Source organism: Prevotella sp. oral taxon 475 (genome assembly GCF_018127805.1).
Lineage (GTDB): Bacteria > Bacteroidota > Bacteroidia > Bacteroidales > Bacteroidaceae > Prevotella.
Window position 1 is genome coordinate 2,527,047 of record NZ_CP072334.1, and the last position, 21,795, is coordinate 2,548,841.

At 47.5% G+C, this 21,795-nt stretch carries 13 protein-coding genes and 1 pseudogene; 5 read left to right on the plus strand and 9 right to left on the minus strand.

What is annotated here, in order from left to right; all coding sequences use genetic code 11:
• The 5 genes from J5A66_RS10045 (at position 1) to J5A66_RS10065 (ending at position 7,213) form a co-directional block, all read left to right on the plus strand.
• Complete coding sequence (locus J5A66_RS10045; protein WP_211790448.1) at positions 1-1,974, plus strand: leucine-rich repeat domain-containing protein; 1,974 nt, start codon at positions 1-3, stop codon at positions 1,972-1,974.
• A gap of 150 nt (positions 1,975-2,124) precedes the next feature.
• A complete protein-coding gene (gene dut / locus J5A66_RS10050; protein ID WP_211791513.1) occupies positions 2,125-2,562 on the plus strand; it encodes a dUTP diphosphatase in 438 nt (145 codons plus the stop codon).
• 5 nt (positions 2,563-2,567) lie between these two features.
• Complete coding sequence (locus J5A66_RS10055; protein ID WP_211790449.1) at positions 2,568-4,340, plus strand: tetratricopeptide repeat protein; 1,773 nt, start codon at positions 2,568-2,570, stop codon at positions 4,338-4,340.
• 263 nt (positions 4,341-4,603) lie between these two features.
• The gene (locus tag J5A66_RS10060) at positions 4,604-5,497 is read left to right on the plus strand and encodes a DUF4292 domain-containing protein (RefSeq protein WP_211791514.1); all 894 of its coding nucleotides are present in this window, start codon (positions 4,604-4,606) and stop codon (positions 5,495-5,497) included.
• On the plus strand, positions 5,498-7,213 hold the full coding sequence (locus J5A66_RS10065; RefSeq protein ID WP_211790450.1) for a murein hydrolase activator EnvC: 1,716 nt from the start codon (positions 5,498-5,500) through the stop codon (positions 7,211-7,213).
• 1,268 nt (positions 7,214-8,481) lie between these two features.
• On the opposite strand, the gene cas2 is transcribed toward J5A66_RS10065, so the two are convergent.
• The 9 genes and pseudogenes from cas2 to J5A66_RS10110 form a co-directional block, all read right to left on the minus strand.
• Complete coding sequence (gene cas2, locus J5A66_RS10070) at positions 8,482-8,823, minus strand: CRISPR-associated endonuclease Cas2 (RefSeq protein WP_211790451.1); 342 nt, start codon at positions 8,821-8,823, stop codon at positions 8,482-8,484.
• A 7-nt stretch (positions 8,824-8,830) separates the two neighbouring features.
• Positions 8,831-9,762 (minus strand): annotated as a pseudogene (gene cas1 / locus J5A66_RS10075) (type II CRISPR-associated endonuclease Cas1).
• Between the two features lie 11 nt (positions 9,763-9,773).
• On the minus strand, positions 9,774-13,406 hold the full coding sequence (gene cas9 / locus J5A66_RS10080; protein WP_211790452.1) for a type II CRISPR RNA-guided endonuclease Cas9: 3,633 nt from the start codon (positions 13,404-13,406) through the stop codon (positions 9,774-9,776).
• A 562-nt stretch (positions 13,407-13,968) separates the two neighbouring features.
• A complete protein-coding gene (locus tag J5A66_RS10085) occupies positions 13,969-14,463 on the minus strand; it encodes a Dps family protein (protein ID WP_211790453.1) in 495 nt (164 codons plus the stop codon).
• Between the two features lie 164 nt (positions 14,464-14,627).
• Positions 14,628-17,465 carry a pitrilysin family protein gene (locus tag J5A66_RS10090; RefSeq protein WP_211790454.1) on the minus strand — a complete coding sequence of 946 codons (2,838 nt, stop codon included), beginning with the start codon at positions 17,463-17,465 and terminating at the stop codon, positions 14,628-14,630.
• A gap of 96 nt (positions 17,466-17,561) precedes the next feature.
• Complete coding sequence (locus tag J5A66_RS10095; RefSeq protein WP_211790455.1) at positions 17,562-18,869, minus strand: thioredoxin family protein; 1,308 nt, start codon at positions 18,867-18,869, stop codon at positions 17,562-17,564.
• Between the two features lie 228 nt (positions 18,870-19,097).
• Positions 19,098-19,562, minus strand: a complete 465-nt coding sequence (locus tag J5A66_RS10100) for a hypothetical protein (protein WP_211790456.1) — start codon at positions 19,560-19,562, stop codon at positions 19,098-19,100.
• A 4-nt stretch (positions 19,563-19,566) separates the two neighbouring features.
• Positions 19,567-20,196, minus strand: a complete 630-nt coding sequence (locus J5A66_RS10105) for a fasciclin (protein ID WP_211790457.1) — start codon at positions 20,194-20,196, stop codon at positions 19,567-19,569.
• A gap of 45 nt (positions 20,197-20,241) precedes the next feature.
• A complete protein-coding gene (locus tag J5A66_RS10110) occupies positions 20,242-21,792 on the minus strand; it encodes a RagB/SusD family nutrient uptake outer membrane protein (RefSeq protein ID WP_211790458.1) in 1,551 nt (516 codons plus the stop codon).
• Positions 21,793-21,795: the final 3 nt, after the last annotated feature.

Sequence of the window (21,795 nt, forward strand, 5' to 3'; positions counted from 1 at the left end):
ATGAAAAAATATATCCTACTGCTGCTATTGGCAGTATGCACACAGTTCTCTGCCGAAGGCTTTGGCAAAGATTCCATCATGAAAGGGACGGCCCAGCTGAACGGGAAAAATATCTCCATCTGGATCAACATTACCGAAGAGGGAACGGCAGAGATAGGTAACGGGCGGAATGCGGCGATCAGTCAGTATGCCGAAGGAAAGCTGGTGATTCCCGCCAACATCGTTGACGAAACCGAGAAACGCAGCTATCGGGTGACGAAGGTGGGCAACTTCGCTTTCAGTCTTTGTAGTCGGCTCACGGAAGTGGTGCTCGAAGAGGGCATCACCGCTATAGGCGAGCAGGCCTTTTCGGGTTGTAACGGCCTGAAAACCGTTCGTTGTCCGGCCTCGCTTACCACCATCGGCAGAGGGGCTTTCATGGGATGCAAAAACCTGAAACACGATCGTTTGCCCGAGAATCTGTCAACGATGGGACAAGATGCGTTCGTCGGAAACCAATTCGTCGACCATCAAATGCTGCTGCCGAAAGGGGTGACCACCATTCCTTCTGCGGCTTTCGAAGCTTGCAACTTGAAGGTAGTTGTGCTGCCTCCGACCTTAACCAGCATCGAAGATGAGGCTTTTGCCCAAACGGGAGATTGCGATTTTTATCGATTTGACGGGACTGACGCTCCCACAATTGCCGACAATAGCATCAGCGCAGCTGGACATTGGTGGGCCACGAAACCGAAGATCTATGGCAAGAACAGTTTCTGTAACGGGCTGTTGCCTATCCGTGCCATGGTGCAGGAAAGCGAGTTTACTACAGAGAATATCACCTACCAAATGGTGCAAACAGGCGAATATCCCGGCGTCTTTGCGGTTTCGGCCCATCGGAAAAGCGGAGAGAGCGATTGGGACAGTGAGTTGAAAGACTTGAAAACGACGGTGCTCCATCCTTCTTTTCCCGGTCAGTGGAAGCCAGAATTTAAGGTTATCGGTATTGAACCCAACTTCTTTAGCGGCTCGGGAATAGAAAAATTGCACCATATCGTTCTGCCGGCGAGCATCGAAGCGGCTCAAGCCCAGGGAGCCTTTGCCCAATGCAAGGCTTTGGTTTCACTGGATTTGTCGGCCATGAAGCCGCTTAGTAAGGAGGAAAGCGATGCTCTTCTCGTCGGGATTCCCGACAATGCAGTGGTCTATCTGCCCAAAGGTCAGACGCAAGAACATCGCGCTTACAATGCTGTTCTGACGCAAGAAGACGGTCAACGCCGAACAAGCCACCTGAGAATCAGCCTGAACGAGGCATTCGACAACCTGGCCCTCGCCGGTAATATCGACTATCGCCTGCCCTATTCATTCCTGGCGGAGAAGGCAACATTCTATCGTTCGTCATTCCAAAACAAGAAGATGGAAACCGTTGTGCTGCCGTTCACCGCCCAGGCGCACGGAAAGGCGTTCGCTTTCGAAAGACAACAGGAAGAGACGGGAGGAGAGAAAACAATGATTTTCACCAAGAAAGAGGAGCTGCAGGCTCACACTCCCTATTTATATAAGTCGGATGGTACGGAGATTTCAGCAGAGAATGTGATGGTGAACACTCCGGCAACGGAAACGAATCTCTCGGAAGAAACCAATCTATACGGCTCTTACACAACAGGAAAGGTAAAGGCTCTGGCCGCCAAACAAGCTCTCAACGGAGCGATTTTCACGTTCAATACGACGGGAAACAAAGGAAACGGTGCTTTCGAACAGGCAGACGACAATACGGAAATCATTCCTTTTCAAGCCTTTTTCCATTTCAACGATTTACACGTAGGGCAAAAACTGAGGTTCTTACTCGAAGGAGAAGAGACCACTGGCATACAAAACCCAACGGAAACGGAGAGTCGCAACGATGCGTTATGGTTTAATCTACAAGGCATGAAGCTCAATGCTCAACCCCGAAAGGGTATCTATCTTCAAAAGGGCAGAAAGCTCTTGGCACGATAGCAGAAAGCTCTTGACATGATAAAAGACACGCTCGAAAGAGCCAGAAAAGTAAGAATGAACCGGCAAATGCACGTTTCGCGTATTTTAAGGTTTTATCTATCCGAGACTAAATAATAATCTGTATTTTTGCAGGAAGTAAGTCTATAGATGATGTTGAAAGTACAAATCACCAACAAGGGAAGGCAACCTCTGCCCACATACGCCACCGAACAAAGTGCAGGAATGGACTTGCGGGCAGACGTGAGCGAATCCGTTGTGCTACATCCAATGGAAAGACGGCTCGTGCCTACAGGGCTTCACATCGCTCTACCTCCGGGGTTTGAGGCACAAGTAAGGCCCAGAAGCGGGCTGGCTTTGAAACATGGCATCACCGTTCTCAACACGCCCGGAACGATAGATGCCGATTATCGTGGGGAAATTAAGGTGCTTCTGATCAACTTTTCCAACCAAGACTTTGTGATCAACGCCGGCGAACGCATCGCACAAATGGTGGTGGCACGCCACGAACAGGTGGAATGGGTTGACGTAGAACAACTCGATGAGACTGCAAGAGGCGAAGGAGGATATGGTCATACTGGTGTAAAATAGATAGAATGAAACTGAACTTACGACATTTTGCCTTGCTCTTGGCTGTCGGTTCGGCGGCTGTGCTCCTGGCATTCCCTGCTTTTGCAGGAAGAAAAAGATCGGTTGCAACCGTGGCTGCGCCGACGGATAGCCTTTCGTATAACGACCGGCGAAGATTCGACTACTTGTTTCTCGAAGCCGTCCGACAGCAAAACGCCGGGCATTACACGGCTGCATTCGACCTGCTGAGTCGTTGTCTCTCCATCCATCCCAAAGCTGCCGAAGCGTATTATATGCAGGCTCTCTACTTCTCTCAGCTGAAAAACGACTCCATGGCGTTGGCCAACTTAGAGAAAGCTGCAGCTCTACGCCCCGACAACAGTGCGTATGTGGAGCGCGTGGGACAGTTTTATATCAACACGGGAAACTATGATAAGGCAATCGAAGCTTACGAAAAGCTCTGCCAGAACAATCGGGAGAACGAGGATGCACTCAACATCTTGGTGCAACTTTACACCAGAAAGAAAGACTATCAGGGGGTGTTGCGAACACTGAACCGACTCGAAGAGCTCAATGGAAGCAACGAAGAAACTACCCTTTCCAAAGTTCGCGCCTATGAAATGATGGACAACCGAAAGGCTGCCTATAATGCTTTGAAACGTCTTTCGGAAGAACATCCCAATGATCCAGGCTTCCGTCTGATGCTGGGAAACTGGCTTATGCAAAACGAAAGGCAGAAGGAGGCTTACAGAATCTTTATCCATGTGCTGGAAGAAGAACCCGATAATGCCTACGCACAGGCTTCGCTGTACGACTATTACAGGGCTAAGGGGCAGGACTCACTGGCCGTTGGGCTGCGCGAGAAAATGCTTCTGAGCAGTAAAACGGAAACACAGAGTAAGCTGACACTGCTCAAACAAATCATACAAGACAACGAAAACGAGGGCGGAGACAGTACAAAGGTGCTTCATCTCTTTGAACGCATATTGCAAGCAAACCCTACTGACGGCGATATTGCCGAGCTACAGACGGCTTATATGACCTTGAAGCAAATGCCGGACAGCCTTATCAATAAGGCTTTAGAAAAGGTGTTGGCCATCAATCCCGACAATGCCGGGGCGCGGTTGCAATTGATTCAAAACAAATGGAAACAGAAAAGCTGGGACGAGGTCATCGCTCTGAGTAAGCCGGCACAGGCTTATCATCCCGACGAAATGGCCTTTTATTATTTCATGGGCATTGCTTATTACGAGAAAAGCGATAAGGACAAGGCCTTGGATGCTTTCCGTCGGGGTGTAAGCGAAATCAATCCGCAAAGCAATAAGAACATTGTTTCGGACTTTTATGCCATCATGGGCGACATTCTTCACCAGAAAGGGCGAGCGGACGAGGCTTTCGCAGCCTATGATAGTTGCCTGCAATGGAAGCCCGATAATATCGAATGCCTCAACAACTATGCTTATTACCTGAGCGAATCGGGAAAAGACTTGAGCCGTGCAGAGGCGATGAGCCACAAAACCATTCAGCATTCGCCCACCAATGCCACTTATCTCGACACCTATGCTTGGATTTTATTCTTGCAGAAACGTTACTCCGAAGCCCAGACTTACATCGATCAGGCTTTGGCAAACGACACCGATAGCGTGCAGAGCGCTGTCGTCATAGAACACGCCGGAGACATTTATGCCATGAATGGGAATACGGATCGGGCGGTGGAATATTGGAAAAAGGCTTTGGAAAAAGGTGGTGGCAGCGCGCTTTTGAGCCGAAAGATCAAGCTGAAAAAGTACATAAAATAGGTCCAACAGGTCTGCTATGCCCTGCGTTCGGCACGTTTATACTCTACCGATACGCTTTGAAAGATTCTGGGAAGATAGATCTTGCGAGGTTCGTCAGTCTGAGAATCGTCCCTCTATCATCAGGCTGAATCAGAGTGAAAGTTGCTTTATAGAACACGTCTCCTCACCGTTAGCAACCCATTGGAGAAAGTAAGGATAAAGAAAAGGCAACAGGGTGGAGACGATTTCCTCACCGTTGCAGTAGAATTTGACCCCATAAAATGATGAAAAGAATAACCCTTATCAAGTTATTACTCCTCTGTATGCCCCTTTTCGGAGCAGCATGCAGTGCCAAAAAGGCTGTTGTCGATCATGCTAAAAGTACATCCTCGACAACCCAACAAGAGGATGCGCAAGCCCTAGCAGTGAAGAAACTCACCTTTGTACAAAAGGTTTCCGATAACCAAGTCTATGCAAAGAACATCGTCGGAAGCATGTCTTTCAACATCCAAGCAGGCGATAAAGACATCACAGTGCCTGGTTCGGTACACATGCGCAAAGACGAAGTGATACGTTTGCAACTCTTTATCCCCCTGATTGGCAGTGAAGTGGGGCGCATAGAGTTCACACCCGACTATGTCTTGGTGATAGATCGCATCCACAAAGAATACATCAAGGCCGACTATTCACAACTCGACTTCCTCAAAAAGAACGGTCTTACCTTCTACAGTCTTCAGGCTTTGTTTTGGAATCAGCTCCTCATACCCGGCGCACAGCGGGTGACCGAGAGCGATTTGAAGAAATTCGACGTCGTCTTCAACAACCTTTCCTCCAATTTAGTCTCGTTCAATAGCGGCAACATCAGCTATACCTGGAATGCCGATGCGGCTACAGGACAAATCAATACGGCCGATGTGGTCTATTCTCATGCGGCACATGGCACCTCGAAACTCAACTGGCAATACAGTAATTTCAAAAGCGTGGGTGTGAAAAACTTCCCCGCCACACAGACGTTCACCATGTCTTCTTCGGCCGTAAAGGGCGGAGCAGCACTGCAAGTGACCCTCAAGATGAACGAAGTGAAGACCGATGACAACTGGGAAACCCACACCATCCCATCCGACAAGTATAAAAAAGTAGAGGCCGAAGATGTTTTCAGCAAGATATTAAGTCTATAAATGAAGTATATTCTCACGATAAGTCTCGCCATCTGCATCGTTTTTCCAGCAGTTGGTCAGAACAAACGAACTACCTCGAAACCGCATTCAACTGTTACGAGCAGGACTTCTGCCGCCAAAGACCACTCCCCACAGACTCCATCTTCTTTAAAAAAGGGAACGAAAACTCTGTCTAAGAAAACTGGGAAAGGTCAAAACGCAAAGAAGAATGCCCCCCGACAAAAGAGCACAGCAGCCTATACCAACGCCTCCATACGAGGTTTGCAAGGGCAACGTGAAGCCATTAAGAAGCAGATTCGCCAACAAGAAGCTGCCTTACGAGCCAATCAGGCCGACGTCAAGAAGCGTTTGCAAAATCTGATGGTCATCAACAGCGAAATAGACGAACGCAAGAAGTCTATCGAAGACATCCAAAACGACATCCGACACATCGAGGGAAACATCGGCATTCTCAACTCGCAGCTCTCTACTCTCGAAGAACAACTCGCCGACCGGAAGGCTAAATACATCCGTTCGATGCGTTATATGGCTCGCCATCGCACCACGCAAGACAATCTGATGTTCGTCTTCTCGGCCCAGAACTTCACCCAATTCTATCGCCGCCTGCGGTTTGTACGCGAGTATGCTGCCTATCAAAAGGCGCAAGGAGAACGGGTAAAAGCCAAGCAACAGCAAGTGAATGAGAAACATGTTCAACTGGAACAAGTGAAGGGACAGAAGAACACCATGCTGTATAAAGACCAACAAGAACATGCTGCCCTGCAAAACAAACAAGGCGAACAACAAAAAGCCGTGGAGGGACTTCAACGACAGCAAAAAACGATTCAAACCATCATCGATGATCAGCGGAAGAAAGACGCCGCGCTAAACGCCGAAATCGATCGTCTGATCGCCATCGAAGTAGAGAAAGCACGCGTCCGCGCCGAAGCAGAAGCTAAACGAAAAGCCGAGGCAGCGGCTGCAGCGAAACGCAAAGCAGAGGAGTTGGCCCGTAAAAAGGCGGCCGCCGAGGCTGCCGAACGGGAAAATGCACGCCGCATAGCCGAAGCAAAAGCACGTGAAGAAAAGCTCAGAGCCGAGGCGCGCGCTGCGGCCGAAGCTGCCGAAAAAGCCAAACGCGAGGAGGCTGCCCAGGCCCAACGCGAGGCTACCGACCGGAAAGCACGGGCCGAACAGGCTGCCCGCGAGGCCGAAGCGGCACGTGTTGCCGCCGAGAAAAAGGCTGAAGCAGAACGCTCTCGCAGTCAGCGTGACATTGCCGAAACAAAAAAAGAGGTGGAGGAAGTACAGCACCTGAGCACCGTAGACCGCATGCTCAGTGGTGGTTTTGAAGCCAATCGCGGCCGATTGCCCATGCCCATCACCGGCAACTACCGCATCGTGAGCCACTTTGGACAATATAACGTAGAGGGCTTGAAGGGTGTTCAGCTCGACAATAAAGGCATCAACATCCTCGGTTCGGCCGGTTGCATGGCGCGAAGCATCTACGACGGCGAGGTGAGTGCCGTCTTTACCTATGCCGGAACAAACGTTGTGATGGTTCGACACGGTGCCTATATCTCGGTCTATTGCAACCTCCGGTCGGTGAGTGTCGGCAAAGGGCAAAAGGTTTCTACACGTCAAGCTCTCGGAACGGTAGGTGCCGACAACATCCTTCAATTCCAATTGCGCAGAGAAACGGCCAAACTCAACCCCGAAGTATGGTTGGGCAGATAGTGCTCCATCGTTAAGCAGATTGCCTAACTTCGCATTCTCATCATACAGTTTTCTTCATTCGATGGCACAAGATGGCAGGATAGCTTATACGGCATGTCCAAACACGCCCCGCTGTGTCGTTACACTGGGTATGTTGCATGGCTAAACATGCTGCACTGCGTTGTCGGACAGCATATGCAATGCTATCGAATACATCACACACCAACCGTTTACCACACCATCAGTAGCCAACAGACACTCGATTCACCCAACCAGAAAGGGATGACATCCACCTGATGCCATCCCTTTCTGCTGGATATAGTCGCCTATTCTCATGGATCAAACAATGCGCTTGCCTGAGTTACGACTTCCTTCTTACTACTGATTCCTCCCCTTTTTCACCTATCGATAAATACAATTGCCAGGATTACGACTTCCTTCCTACTTGATTTCTTCCCTTTTCTCATCTATCAAAAGTACGATTGCCAGGATTACGACTTCCCTCTTACTACTGATTCCGCCATTTTCTCAACTCTCGAAAAGTGCGCTTAACAGGGAAATCGGAAAAGAACTTTTCTTTCAGATCATCCCATTTTGATCAACCATATTACAGCATTTGAACGTTTGTTGTCCCATCTCTTACCTTTTGCATTGCATTTTCTTAGCTATTGGGTCGCATTTTCTTAGCTTTTACGTCTCATTTTCTTAGCTTTTGAAAATCATCTCCTCTACACTTGATTCTCAAGCATCTAACATCCCTATCTTGGTTGATCACTTCTTGTCGTATACTTCATCTCACTTTGATTCCTCTTCAAATCTATTCGTAGACATCATTTGCTTGAAAATTATTACCTTTGTACTACAATCAACAACGAACTTGTTCATATACTTGCGTTGGTCGAGGTTGTGATTTGCTTGAAAATTATTATCTTTGTACTATAATCAACAACGCGGCACGATTTGACTACACCGAGGGTTCGGTTGTGATTTGCTTGAAAATTATTATCTTTGTACTATAATCAACAACATCCCCGATGGATGCAAGGTGGTGATTGAGGTTGTGATTTGCTTGAAAATTATTATCTTTGTACTATAATCAACAACTTAAAGAAATTTTTATCACAATTACAAAGAGTTGTGATTTGCTTGAAAATTATTATCTTTGTACTATAATCAACAACTGAATACTTGTATTCATCTCATACTCAGCGAATTGAAAAGAATAGTAGAAATCAAAAAGAATAGTACAAAACAAAGGATCTCACTCTGTTGAGTGGGATTCTTTATTTCTAAAACAATTCGAGTTGTTGCCCCGGAGCATTCGGCTTCTGAGGCTTTTCGCCAAAGAATAGTTGGATATTAGCAAATTGTTTATCAGTGATGCAAAGAATACCTACTTTCCCAAATTTGGGCAAAAGGTTACGAATTCGTTTTATATGAACTTCGGCATTCTCTATACTTGCACAATGACGAACATAAATAGAGAACTGAAACATCGTGAAACCATCACGTTGCAAAGACTTACGAAAGTCGATATAAGCCTTCTTATCCTTCTTCGTCTCTGTGGGTAAATCAAAGAAGACCAAAATCCACATAACTCGATATTCACTTAATCGATCGAAATCAGACATTAATGATCTACATTTCGGGATAACTAATATGACGCAACTCACCGGAAAAGCATTTATATAAGGATGCTGTTGTTTGCTGGGCTGCAATCATCAACGGACTGCGTTTGCCTGAAATAACAACATCAAGCATAGGAATTCCCAATAGTTGTGCTTTTATTTCTTTTGTCAAATGACTATAATCTTCACTCTGGTGCATAATTTTGATTACCTGTTGATCTATATACGGCCGATAAGGTTCCATCATATCGTCTGCCAGGCAATAGGCATTGTAGCGATTATGATGATGAATTCCTAAGGTAGGAAGCAATCCACTGCCCACCAGTGCACGGGCAATCACCGCCCGTAGAATCGCATAACCATAGTTGAGAAGATTATTTGGAGGCTCTCCCTCTCTGCCGCGCACGAACATTGGAATATCAGGGAAGAGGTGACGCCAATAATATGCAGCTGCACGAGCTTCGATATTATCAGGATCTCCGCTGCGTACACCCTCTGCCCACACCTTCATTCCTTTCTCTTCTTTTCCCGTCACCTGCCGCAATACATAAGCTTGGTCGCATATTTTCTGCTTAACAGTCTGTTGCCACAGTTGTTTTTTCAACGGGAGAGATGCGTCAAGTTGGTCGCGGAACCGCTCATTTTACGTAGTATTCCCCGTAAGAGGCAGCAATAAACCCACCGGCATGCTACGCTGGTCGCATGTAATGACGGCTGCATTATTTTCCAGCAGGGCTTCAAGTACACCGGATGTAATCGTAATACGACGGTTGTCGAGAACCACCACCCCGATATCTTCTATCGGGATGGTGCGTTCCGACTCTTTCTTGAAGCTCTCTGTCAGCGTCTCATTCGTCTCAATCTCGGGAAAACGGATGAGTAATTGCGCATCCCGCAGACTTAAATAAGCGGGATTACTGAAACAAACGTCTTCTTAATCATCTTCCAAAAATTTAATCATTAACAATTTCACCTAGTAGATCTATCTTTATTTTATGTGGGTTTTTATCAAAGAAAGCCTGAAAACTTTGAATATTAAAGAATCTCTTGTCTGGTTTATTCATTCTTTTTGAGTCGAATATAGTCGTTGTAGCGAGGCAAAAACGATAAACCATACTTGAAATATTTTGTACGACATAGAGATTTTTCCCCAATGCAATATAGTCTTTTTCAGCCATCGCACGTTGATAATCGTCTTCCTCCATTCCTAAAATAAAAGATTCATTCTTTTGCATGCTTACAACAAATGTCCATTCAGGTTCAGGAAATGTTTCTAAAACAGATGGTGGGATTTGTTGTTGCGAACCGTTAGAAATTGCTTCCCATAATGTTGAAGGTTGCTCTATAATAACAGGAATACCATACCTCTTCCTATTTACTGCTTGCCAGAAAGTAACGATGATTTCATGATAATTCCCCTGCCTGTCTCTATAAATTGCAACATGATGGTTATTTCCTGTTTTTACAAAACCAATAGCTTGCCCTTTTTCATTATAACGTAGAGGCACTACTGCAGACAGTCCGGTACGACATCGTACAGATTTGATAGGAATCTTACAAGCATCATCAGCATATAATGGATGATCGTCTAAATTTCTCAGATTGTTCAATGCCTTTTTGGGATCATTTCTATAGTCTTTACCCTCAGGAAATCCAATATTAAGACGTTGCTTGATTCGGTTTCTTATATTTCCATCAACAATACTCATAAGTGTATTCGCAATATCGTCTTTTACCTTAACCTCATCTAATCCCGTTTTTCTATTGGGTTTGATTGTTTCTTCATAAGTCTCCTTCCCGGTAAAGACAAATCCTACAGCGCCCACTCCTAATTTATATTTTAGAACATAGCTCGGGTTCAAATCTCCTTGGATTTTAATCTTTCCATACACAGAATCTTCATGCAACACACCTCTTGGAATAAGAATTCCTCTTTGAACCACTTCCCTTTTCCTTTTAGAGTACACTGCTCGAGTTCCCGGAGAAGTAATTTTTCTATTGACTTTATAAGATACCAACGTCTTTGCAATCGCCCTTTGAACTTCTTCTACACTAAAATGTTTCAATTCACGCAGCCATTGTTCTAACAAAGAATAATCATCCCGCCATTCCTTTTTTTCACTTTCCACTTCTTGATACATCTCATCACGACATGTATTCAACGTATTAAGGCGCTGAATCACAGATTGTTTTGTCATAGCAATAACCAAGGCATCTATGGCATGATGGCGATGATCCAAACGTTTACTCCAACCAGAGATTACCTCTCTCTCATGCTTGCTACCTCGATGTTCAAACTGAACGATTTCAGTAAGTCCGCCTTGTTTATATCGATTAAAGTTCAACTGATGTAAGATAGTATCATACCCCCAAGTATGTCTGATAAAACTGGTGACATGACCTGATGTTGCCGTTACATCATAACAAATCTTTTTCAGCAACTCCATTGCTTTTCGGGAAATATACTGTGTCTGTCTGAGATCTCTATTTATAAAATCCTGTGGTATATCTTCTGATTTCATTAAGAGTCGATCCATTTTTGTCTTGCTTATTTTTCCCTCGTCATAAAGCATTTTAACTACATTTAAGTAGACTTCAAACCGCTCTTCACCCAGTGAACTTACATACTCATAAGCAGTTCTCCGCCCTTTCTTTCTATTGCACTCTCTGCAAGAGCATGTTTTATTTGAATAGCTATTATCAAAGAGCAAGGCCTTAGGAATAATGTGTTCTGTTTCTACTTCTCCTCCACGTAAAAATTCATTCAGATTAATTCCGTTACCACAATACATACATCTCTCTCCTGTCTCTTTCCAAAGACGATACCTTTCCAATCGATTTTTAGTAGGGGGTATTTCCTTCTCTTCTAAAATCTTACTATCTCTTTTCTTCTCTTTCTCCCGAGCGGCAATACCATCACTCATCAATTTTCGCTCCTCTTTACTTTGTTTTAATTCACGCGCAAGCTCCACTCTAATCGTGTCAGGCCTACCGTATTTAAGAATAATAGCATTGACTACATTAATCATCTGATTAAGAATTTTCTCTACAATGGGTTGTCGAAGTTCATTCTTACGGATAGGAGGCAGTTTGTCTAATAGCGTTCTTTGCATATTTTCTTCCTTCGTCAAGCTGTTCGAATGATTGATTCCGATATATTCACATGCCTCATTATACTTCAATCCTGCCTGCAAGTAAGGCAAAAGACGCCTGATCACTTTTACAGATTTATTGCCGTAACCATCTTTCGTAAAATCTATATTATACAACATATTTATAGTTGTATCATCCTCTATCCTAAAGTTTTTCCGCAGAGTGTCTCTCAACTGTTTTTTATCCTTAATAGAGTATATCGCATGCCATAAACGGTACAAAGGCTGTTCGATACAATCCGGATTCACAACTTGCAACAACTCTCCCGTCACCTCATCGCATACAACGGTTGACAGGTTATTCAACTCGAATCTCAACAATTTCTCACTATCCTCAATTCCTTCAAGAGCCTTTTGTAGTTGAACAAATGTTTTATTGCCCTTAAGCCCTCTTTTTATCGCATCATTGGCAGACCATCCATCTCGTTTACTAATCCCGAGAATCTTGTAAAGCACAGTCAGTCTGAGTATTTCATGCGTATTTAAATAATTAAAGAGTTCTCTTTTCTGGGCAAGAGTAATTTCTAACTCCTCACCTTTCTTATTACGTAAAGAAATATTATTCACTTCCTCCCATATCTTCTCTATCTGATAGAGAGGATTAGACTTAGCTGCCACCTTAGGTCCATTATAGAAAACCTTTCCTTTTTCATCCTTATAGGGCTTTCTTTCAAAGTCACACACAGAGACAAGGTGTTTACACGACTTGCCATGCCTTTGATAAAAGATAATATAATTGCGCAATTTGTCAATCACTTTATCTGTAAGTAGCTCTGGGTAAAAATTTCTCTGACATTCTATCACTCGGTCAAACTCCTCTTCATAAGCCTCACGAGGAAACACCTGATCTTTGATTCGGAAAGTATAGAAAACTCCTTTCTCCGAAGTAACAGCAGTTTCTTTCAATTTCAAAGCAAAATATTGACCAATCGTTTGCTGCTGTTCTTGTATCATAAGATACCGTGCATTGACCGCTTTTACATATTCTTTTTGCTTACTATCTGAAGAAACATCCGACTTTGCGTGTTTATAGCCCCGTCTCTGGTTGATATGATATAACACTCTACCTATCTCACCCAAAGACAGTTTCACACCTTCTGTAGCTGCATTTGCCCGCAACTGCCACAAATCAAGTACAGGTAGTTTGATTAATGCTTCATTAGGCATCATCCCCAAGTGTCTTAACTCAGCTGTCAGAGCCTCTCGTCGTTGCACATATCTAAAATAACCTTTACGAATTGTCTTTGCCTTGGTCTTTTTCTGATTTAAAGTACAAGTTGCACCTGTGGCAAATTCTTTTGAATTGTCTGGATCTATAGATACAATTCTCTCCCCTAACGCCAGAATTTTTATGGGTTCACCATCATCTGTCGTAAAGATAAGTGCCCATCCTATAGAGGCAACACCTAAATCTAAGCCTAGAATTATTTTCATCTTTCTTCTATTTTATTTGGTTGATTATTTCCAAAGCATTATATTTGCATCAGTTTTCAAGCAAATCACAATAAGGATTATTCCGTTGTGAGAACATTTAGGGTGGGGCAAGACAACTTGTCTCGCCTTGTTTTGTATCTGTACACAAGAGGTTTTATCTCCCATTCTATTATAGATTCGGCCAATTGATGCAGACTTCTGCAAATATAGTCTTTATATCTTGCATCGCAAAGAGGTTGTCAAGATGTTGTCATCTCTCAGAAGTCCCTTCTCCAGCTCTCATCGTCGGGTTTGCAAAAGCTTAGCTTTTGTGCTGCGTTTTCTTAGCTTTTGCCGTGCATTTTCTTAGCTTTTGCACCTCAAAAGCTAAGAGATGGCAGAGTGTTCGATCCATCGTGAACATCAAGACCTTACCAACAGACATGAAAAAAGGTGGCAGAGCCACCTTCTTCACTGTTTAATCTATTCGCTAATCAAGCTGTATCACACAGCCTTTTATCTTTCGTCGTCGGCCCATCGGCAGACTGTTAGAGTCTGCTGCGTACCGACCGACAAGGCATTTTTACTGATGTGCGCAGGAGCACTCTTCCAAAAAGGCAGAGATCATCCAAACGTTTTTCTCCTGTCCGGCCAGGAAGTCGTCCATCAAACCTACCGTTACCTCATCCTCTGCCTCAGAAGCGAGCTCCACGATGTGGCGTTCTTGCTTGATGAGTACAGCCAAACTGTCGAGCACCCTACGCATTCCGTCGCCGCCAGCAGGTGTAAAGCCATCTTCTTTCAGCGTAGCCACCTTGAGATATTCGCTGAAACGGTTCTCGGGAGTTCCTCCCAACTGCAAGATACGCTCGGCAATCTCGTCCACTTTCTCGGCGGCGTCGTTGTAATAGCCCTCATATTTAGCATGCAACTGGAAGAAACCTTTTCCTTTTACGTTCCAGTGCAGTCCGCGAAGGTTGGCATAAAAAACTTGGTAGTCGGCCAACAGCTGGTTCAAAGCTACTACTACATGGCTCACTTTCTTCTCGTCGAGAGATAAATAATTCGTTGTTCTCATTTCTAATTCCTTTCTTTATTAAAGAATGATCCTTTTATTTCTGATTACTGCTGCAAAGATAGTGCAAGGATGGAATAGGTACCAAACGATAGTTCCTATTTTTAGATAGAAATTTTCTATCCCTTTTCCAATGCACTTTGAGAGGAATGAAAAGCAGGAAGACCTTAACTCAGCTTGCCCGAAGGGGGTAACGACTTGACGATGATCTCGCGTTTGGCGGCCGTCTCGAGCACTTTCGCCGCCACAGCCTTGATGTCTGCAGGCGTGAGTGTCGAGAAGACGGGCTCAACGGCGGCACTCTCGGCGGGCGTTATCATCTCGCCCGACTCGGCATAAACGTTCAACAACCCCATCCATAGCTGCGGATTGGCGGCCGAATCATTGCCCGGTGGCGTCTGTTCGTCTACGGCCAGCGGAACAACCGCTGCTTTGAACTCGTCTTGAGAGAAACGTCCCTGCCGCACATCGTCAAGTATTTGATGCACCAATGCCAGCACTTCGTCTGCCTGTTGACGCGAGGTGGACAGGTGCAGACTGAGCGTTTCGCTCGGCGCGGGCTGCGAAGTGTAGTCGGCTTTCACACCAACGGTATAGGTGGCGTGGCGTTTTTCGCGTAGCTCTTCAAAATATCGATTCTCCAAAAGGGCACGCAACACTTCGAAAGCAGCCTGCTCTTTGTCGGTGAGTCGCAACGTATGGGTGTAAGAGAGTTCGATTTCGGCCATGTCGCCGTCCAGTTCTGCGGTGAAAGTTCGATTGATTTCACGTTCTTTCGAGGCAAAATTCATCGGCACGGCCTTGGGTTTCGGCACGCGGGCATCGCCTTTCAGCGAGGCGATATAACGTGTCACCCACTGTCGGGCCTGAGCCTCGGACACGTCGCCCACAAGACAATAGGTGAAATGAGCTGCGTTGCCATAGTGCCGATTGAACATTTCGGCAAGCCGTTCGTAGCGCATCGCGTCGAAGAAAGCCTCATCTTGTTCGGGATTGGCAGCACTGGCGGGAAACAACAGTCGACGAATCGAATCCTGCACGGCCTCCATTCCCGTGAGGTTTCGATTGCGATAGAGATACTTACTGCGTTGAACATACTTCTCAAAGACACTCTTCGAGAAGTTCTGACGCGCCAACACCAAGTGCAAATAGCCGAAGAATGCATCGGCATCGGCCACCGATGTGTTGCCGCCAATGCCGTTACTGTAGTCGCCAGGCGAAAGACTGAGTTCGAAATCCTTACCCTGCAACCACGAAGCCAGTTGGTTTCGGTTGTAATTGGCTACACCAGTTTGCATCAAAAGAGCGCGCATGGCGGTATAGTCGGCCACATCTTGCGGAGCAACAGCCGAGCGTCCGCCCTCCGAAGAGCCCGCAAAGAAGATGCGTCCTTTGGCTTCGGGCAAATATTTGTAAAGCACCCGCGCACCATTGCTAAGTAACCACTCTTTCGTTCCGAGCTTTTTGAGGTCTTTTTCGGCCGTAATCTTTCCCGGAACAAGGGTCGAGAGGTCGAGCCGAGCTAAGGTTTCCACCTGCGGTTCGCTTGCTTGTTTCATCTGCTTGGCAGCAGCCAGCGCAGTCAGGAAGGCGGATTGAGTGATGTTCATCTCGTCGGGTGTACGCGAATAGGTCACGAAAGCAAGGTTGTTATCGTCGAGCAGACTGTGCATCCAAGCATTGATATCCTCCACTTCGAGCTCTACCAGTACCTCGAGATTGTGCTGAATCTGCTCGCGAAAGTCGGTGATGGGCGTGCCATAGAGGAAGTTTTGCCGGCAGAGGTCCATCACATTGTCGGGCGTTCCGAGGCCTTTCGCCTCCAAAGCCTCCTTCATTCCCTTATACATCTCGGCCTTTTGGGCTTCGAACTCCTGCCTACCGAATCCCTCTTTGCCCAAAGCAGCCCGCACGGAAAGCATCTGTTGCAGAGCCTCCTCGGTCTGTTGGGCATAGGGAACCACGTCGAACGCCACCTGATTGTTATCCCTCACCAGCGGAGAATAGCTCACCGAGGCAGCGATGAAAGCCTCTTTGTCGGCATTTTTAAGTCTTGCGAAGCGGCGCGGAGCCAACTTGTTGAACATCTGTGCAAAGAGAAATCGGCGTGTCCGTTCATCAGTCGAAACCTCGTTGCGCACCTCTTTGCGTTGATAAAGGCCGAAAGAGGGAGCCGTATTCTCACGGTCGACGAAGCGCATATACAGCGGTTGGGCGTTAGGAGCAATGCGTCGCGCCTCTGCATCGTAAGGAGTGGGCTTGTCGGGCAGCGTCGATAGCACCTGCTTAAGTTTGTTTTCGGTGGCATCGAGGTCAACATCGCCGATGACAGCAACGAACTGAAGCCGAGGCCGATACCACTTATCGTAAAATCGCCGCACGTCTTTCGCCGTGAAAGCGTGCAGCCGCTGCTCGCTGCCGATGACATTTCGCTGTGCATAGAGCGAGCCATTGTACACCACGCGGGCGATACTGTCGGTCAGTCGGCGGTCGATTCCTTCGCGTCTGCGCCACTCTTCGAGGATGATGCCTCGTTCTTTCTCCACATCGGCAGGCTGAATCTTGATGCCATGACACCAATCTTTGAGCAGCAGAAACATCTGATCGAGCACCTCCGGACGATCCACCGGAACGTTGTGCACGGCATAACGCGTATCGTCGAGCCCGGTATAGGCCTCGAAGTCGCTGAGATTATTTTTCCGAAGCCAAGTCATCACGCCTTGGGGGAAGTGGTCTGTGGCGTTGAAGGCCAGGTGTTCCAACACGTGGGCCAGACCTATCTCGTCGTTCTTCTCGAGCACAGCCCCCACATTCTGATACAGATAAAACTGCGCTTCACCAGGTGTACTGCCGTCGTTATAGATATAATAAGTAAGCCCATTGGGCAGTTTGCCCTGCCGCAGGGCCCGGTTGGCAGCACCGGCAGCCACCGAAAGCACGGCCAACAGCAGTGTGCAGACCGCTCTGCCCCAGGCTTTGGCCCTATGATTGTGGATTGTTTTCATCGTTATTCCTTTCTCGTTCCTCAACAAGTGCACTTTTTCGCCATGGCCATGCTCAAGCAAACTGAGCATGACTCATTTGACTTGACGAAAACGTTCTTATTTTTCCAACAGTTCCAAGGTGGCCAGTTTCTGTTTGATAGCCCCCTGAACCATGGCCTGGGGCATCTCCATTCCCTCCATACGAAGCGACTCTGCGAAGCCTTGATTGTAGTATTCGCGCGCCTTGGTATAATCTTTCAGTTCGCGATAAGAGTCGCCTATCATCACAAGATAGTTGACACGCTCCATCACAGCATCGTCTCCTTGCAGGGCTTTCTCCACCCATTGGATGGCCTGGCGGTGGTTTTCGGGCGTGAGTTTCTTGCCGGCAGCCATGTAAAGATCCTGTGCTGCCTTGCCATAGTCGGTGGGACGGGCGTTGGCACCCAACTTCGAGAGCAACGTCTGCATGGCTTTGACATAGCCTTTCACGTCTTTATTCTTATACAAATTGTAGAGAGCGTCGTAGTAGAGTTGTGCCCGGTCGTAGGGAGAGATAGCCTCCAAGCCCACCACAGCATAGGCATCTTTGTAGGCACCCTTGATTTTCTCGACACAATCCTTATACTTCAGGTCGCCGTCCTTGGCCAAATCTTCGGCCCAAGCGTCGTTGGCCATCACCACATAGTAGGCCGCAGGGTCGCCCACGGCAGCCTTCCAAGCCGGCAGATGCTGGCAGATGAAATCCACCATCTCCTGTTTGTGTGCCTTGTCTTCATCCCCTTCGAGGGTATAGATGATGAGATAATCGTTTTTATTGATGAGTTTCTCGCCCTTTTTGGCGGCGATATACGTCTTGTAGAGTTTCTGAATGCGCGTGGCCCACTTGTCTGCATCCATGCCTTCTTGTGCTGCCAGGAAGTTGGGCGCTTTGAGCAGAAGTTGCTGTTGGAGGTCGAGATCGGCAGGATTTTTCTTATATCCGTCATAGAGTTGCTCGAAACTGATGCTCTCTCCGGCCACAATCTTGGCCGCTTCGAGCAGTTCTTCGCGGTTCATAGCCCCCACATTCACAGCCAGGGCCTTACCGTCTGGCGCAATGAAAGCCACCGTTGGGTAGGCCTCCACCTTGTATTGCTTGGCGATCTCAACGTTTCCGGGCTTCTCGGCATCCACCTGCAACGAGATGAAATGCGCGTTGAAGTAGGCCCCCACCTCTTCCTGTGTGAACACTTCTTTAGCCATGTGCTTGCAGGGAACGCACCACACGGCGTAGAAATCGACAAAGAGCGGTTTGTTTTGTTTGTTTGCTTCGACCAGAGCCTCGGCGAAACTGCCTTTGAAGAAGCGGATTCCCTTGTCGGAATCCTCTGCCTTTGCCACCAAGGCGACAAAGAGCAATAACAGTAATATGAGCTTTTTCATACGTTAAGTATTGAGTTGCAAAGGTGTGGATGTCCCGAGAAGAGCGGTTTCATCCGGGGCTTTTCAGACACGCCTCGCAAGTGTTTGATTTTCAGTTGCTTATAAAACACTTTCTCATCTCTTAGCTTTTGCATCGCGTTTCCTTAGCTTTTGAACTGCATTTTCTTAGCTTTTGCAGGTCGTTTTCTTAGCTTTTGCACATCCCAAGCGGAGAGATGGAAAGGAGAATCAGTCTTCTTGCTCTTTCACGACGATGGTGAACACGTTTTTAAGCAAGGCCGAATGATCGTCGTTAAACACCTTGATGGAGATGTTGTAACGCCCGTTGGGAATCTCGGCCACGCCTTTTTGGAAGAGCAACACCAGGCCGCCATCCACTTTGAGATAGCCTTTGCTCACCATTTGTTCGAACCGGGCCGAGTCGCCGCCCTCTGTTGCCGTCACGCCGGCATAGACATAGTTCACCGGATTGGTGCCGGCCACGCCCTGGATGCGGGTGGAAACCCAAGGCAACTGGTTGCGATAACGATCGCTCGAGGGGTCGAGCGTGCGGTAAACGGCCAGCGTGTCGGGAGCGAAAGAGGCACCCTTGGTGCGTAGATAGCCTACAGCCATTCTACTGCAAGCGGTCAGTGTGAGAAGGATGACAAGGACTGCCAGGAGCCTTGTGCCAGAAAGTTGTATCTTTTTCATCGCGTTAAAAGTCGTTGAGTCTAAAATTATAGTCGAGCGAATGCACCACTCCCGTGAGCGTCTGGATGTTGCTTGAGGCCACATGGCTCTCTTTGGTGGTGGCGGGAGAGACGAGATAGATCTGCAGCGGACCGGCTCCCACTACGCCGTTATAGGTGTCGCGGAAGGTGTAAATCCACAGTTTCTTGCCCGAGGCCATGTCGAACGTCTCGCCACCAGTGCCGATAGGCGTGCTGGGATCGGACGATTTGCGCCCGGTTTTAAAGTCGTCGAGCATGATTCGCTTGGGAAGCACGCTGTTGAGAATAAACGTCTGGCAGTCGGCCACACTCATCTCGGCAATGCTATCCATACCGTTGGCATAGAGATAGCCGCGGATGCTGTGGTTGGTGGGCCCGAAGAAGGTCATGTCTTTGCCATAGCTGGAGGTGCCTTGGAAAAGAGAAACTAGGTTGGCTCGACGGGCCATGACGCGCAACGAGTCCCAGTTGTAGGGGTCGGTGGCGAAATAGTCCCACATCGTTGTGGCGTGATTGCCGTTGGCCGAGCCCGAGTCTTCGATGTTATACTTGGTGCAACCGGCCGCAAAGCAAAGGGCAACGGTTGCGAAGAGGATATAAAATAGTCGTTTCATACTTGCGTTGGATGGGTGATAAACGATTGTTGCGACAGACGACTCTTACTGGTAGGCCTGCCAATAGGGTTTTTGACGAATCACGGTGTTGGTGATATGCCCGTCTCTATCTTGCCAGGCACTTGGCGGAATGGGCAGGACGAGCGCGCCGTCTTTGATTTCGCGCTTGGTGAGAACGGTGAACTTGCCTTGCAGTTCGTCCTTGACGTAGTTGTTGCGGAGGATGTCTGCATAGCGCGAATCGTTCTCTGCGATGAACTCTTTCTCTCTTTCCCGGAAAATAGCTTTCTGCAATCCCTCGGTATCATAGAGAGATGGATAGGTCAAGGCTCCGGCTCTGTTGCGAATCACGTTCAAGTCGGCCTCGGCAGAAGCCGTGTTTCCTAACTTGGCATAGCACTCGGCGCGCAACAGATAGAAGTCGGCCAGTCGCCAATAAACGTAGTCGGCATTGATGGTTCGATAGACCTTGCCCGACTGCGACGACTGATCGGGGTCCATCACGGCCGTTCTGAACTTGTACATCACAGCATAGTCGATGCCGTTCGCTTTGTGTTGCTGGTCGATTTCGTAGAAGAAGGCTTTCCGACGCAGGTCGGTAGCGTCGGGGAAGAGGGCGTCTATCGTCGATTTATAAAGCCTGTAAGAGGGATTCACGGCGATGTCGGCCGGCGTTTGGTTCTCGTCCACGGGCCAACTAACGAAACCTCGCGCCACCTCATTGGGCGAAGAGGTGTCTGCCGAACGAATTTTATCGAAGAGAAGACTGAAGACTACCTCCGGATTGGTTTTGCTCGGGTCGGAGAGAAACTGGCAAAGCGTCTCGGGATTGGCACACAACGAGTAGTTGCCTGCTTTGCCTTCGATGAGCCGAGTGGCATATTCCACCGACTTCGTATAGGCTTCTTGTGCATTGCCGGGCAAGCCGTAGAGATCGATGATGCTGCCTTTCCAAGCGTAAAGATGGGCCAAGAGGGCCGCACAAGTGCCTTTCGAGGCCACTTGTCGGTTGGTGATGGGCGTCCCATCGATGTCTCTGAGTTTGTCGTAAGTGGGCAAAAGATCGTACGCTTTCAGGGCATGCGCAATAGCAGTGTTCACTACTTCGAGCTGCGGAGAGGCCGGATAGGCTTTGATGACCCACGAATTCTCGGTGATAATGGCATCGCCGTAACGCTGGGCAACAAGAAAATAACCCAAGCCTAAGCCAAATTCGGCTTGCCCCTTGTGGTAGTTAGCGCGGTCTTGGCTCAGATTCTCGGTGCGATGGATGTTGTCTAACAGCAGATTCGACTCGAAAATCAAGTCGTAAAGACCCTTCCATGTGTTGTCAGTGCTCATCACCGAGCGTGGATTCCACTGTCTTACCTGTTCCGATCCCTGCACTTCGTCTACTTTTAATCCGGCCAATGTGAAGGTGGGATTATTGCCAACGGTGGTGTTGATATAAAAATGTATCGACGTAGTGGTGGTGTTCAGCTCTCTCTCTGTTCTGAAAGAGTTGGTGTAAGTGAGGGCGTTCTCAGGTTCCAAGTCGAGCTTGCACGAGCCGAACAAGGTAAGAACGGTCAGCGGAAGAAGGAATATCTTTTTCATTTT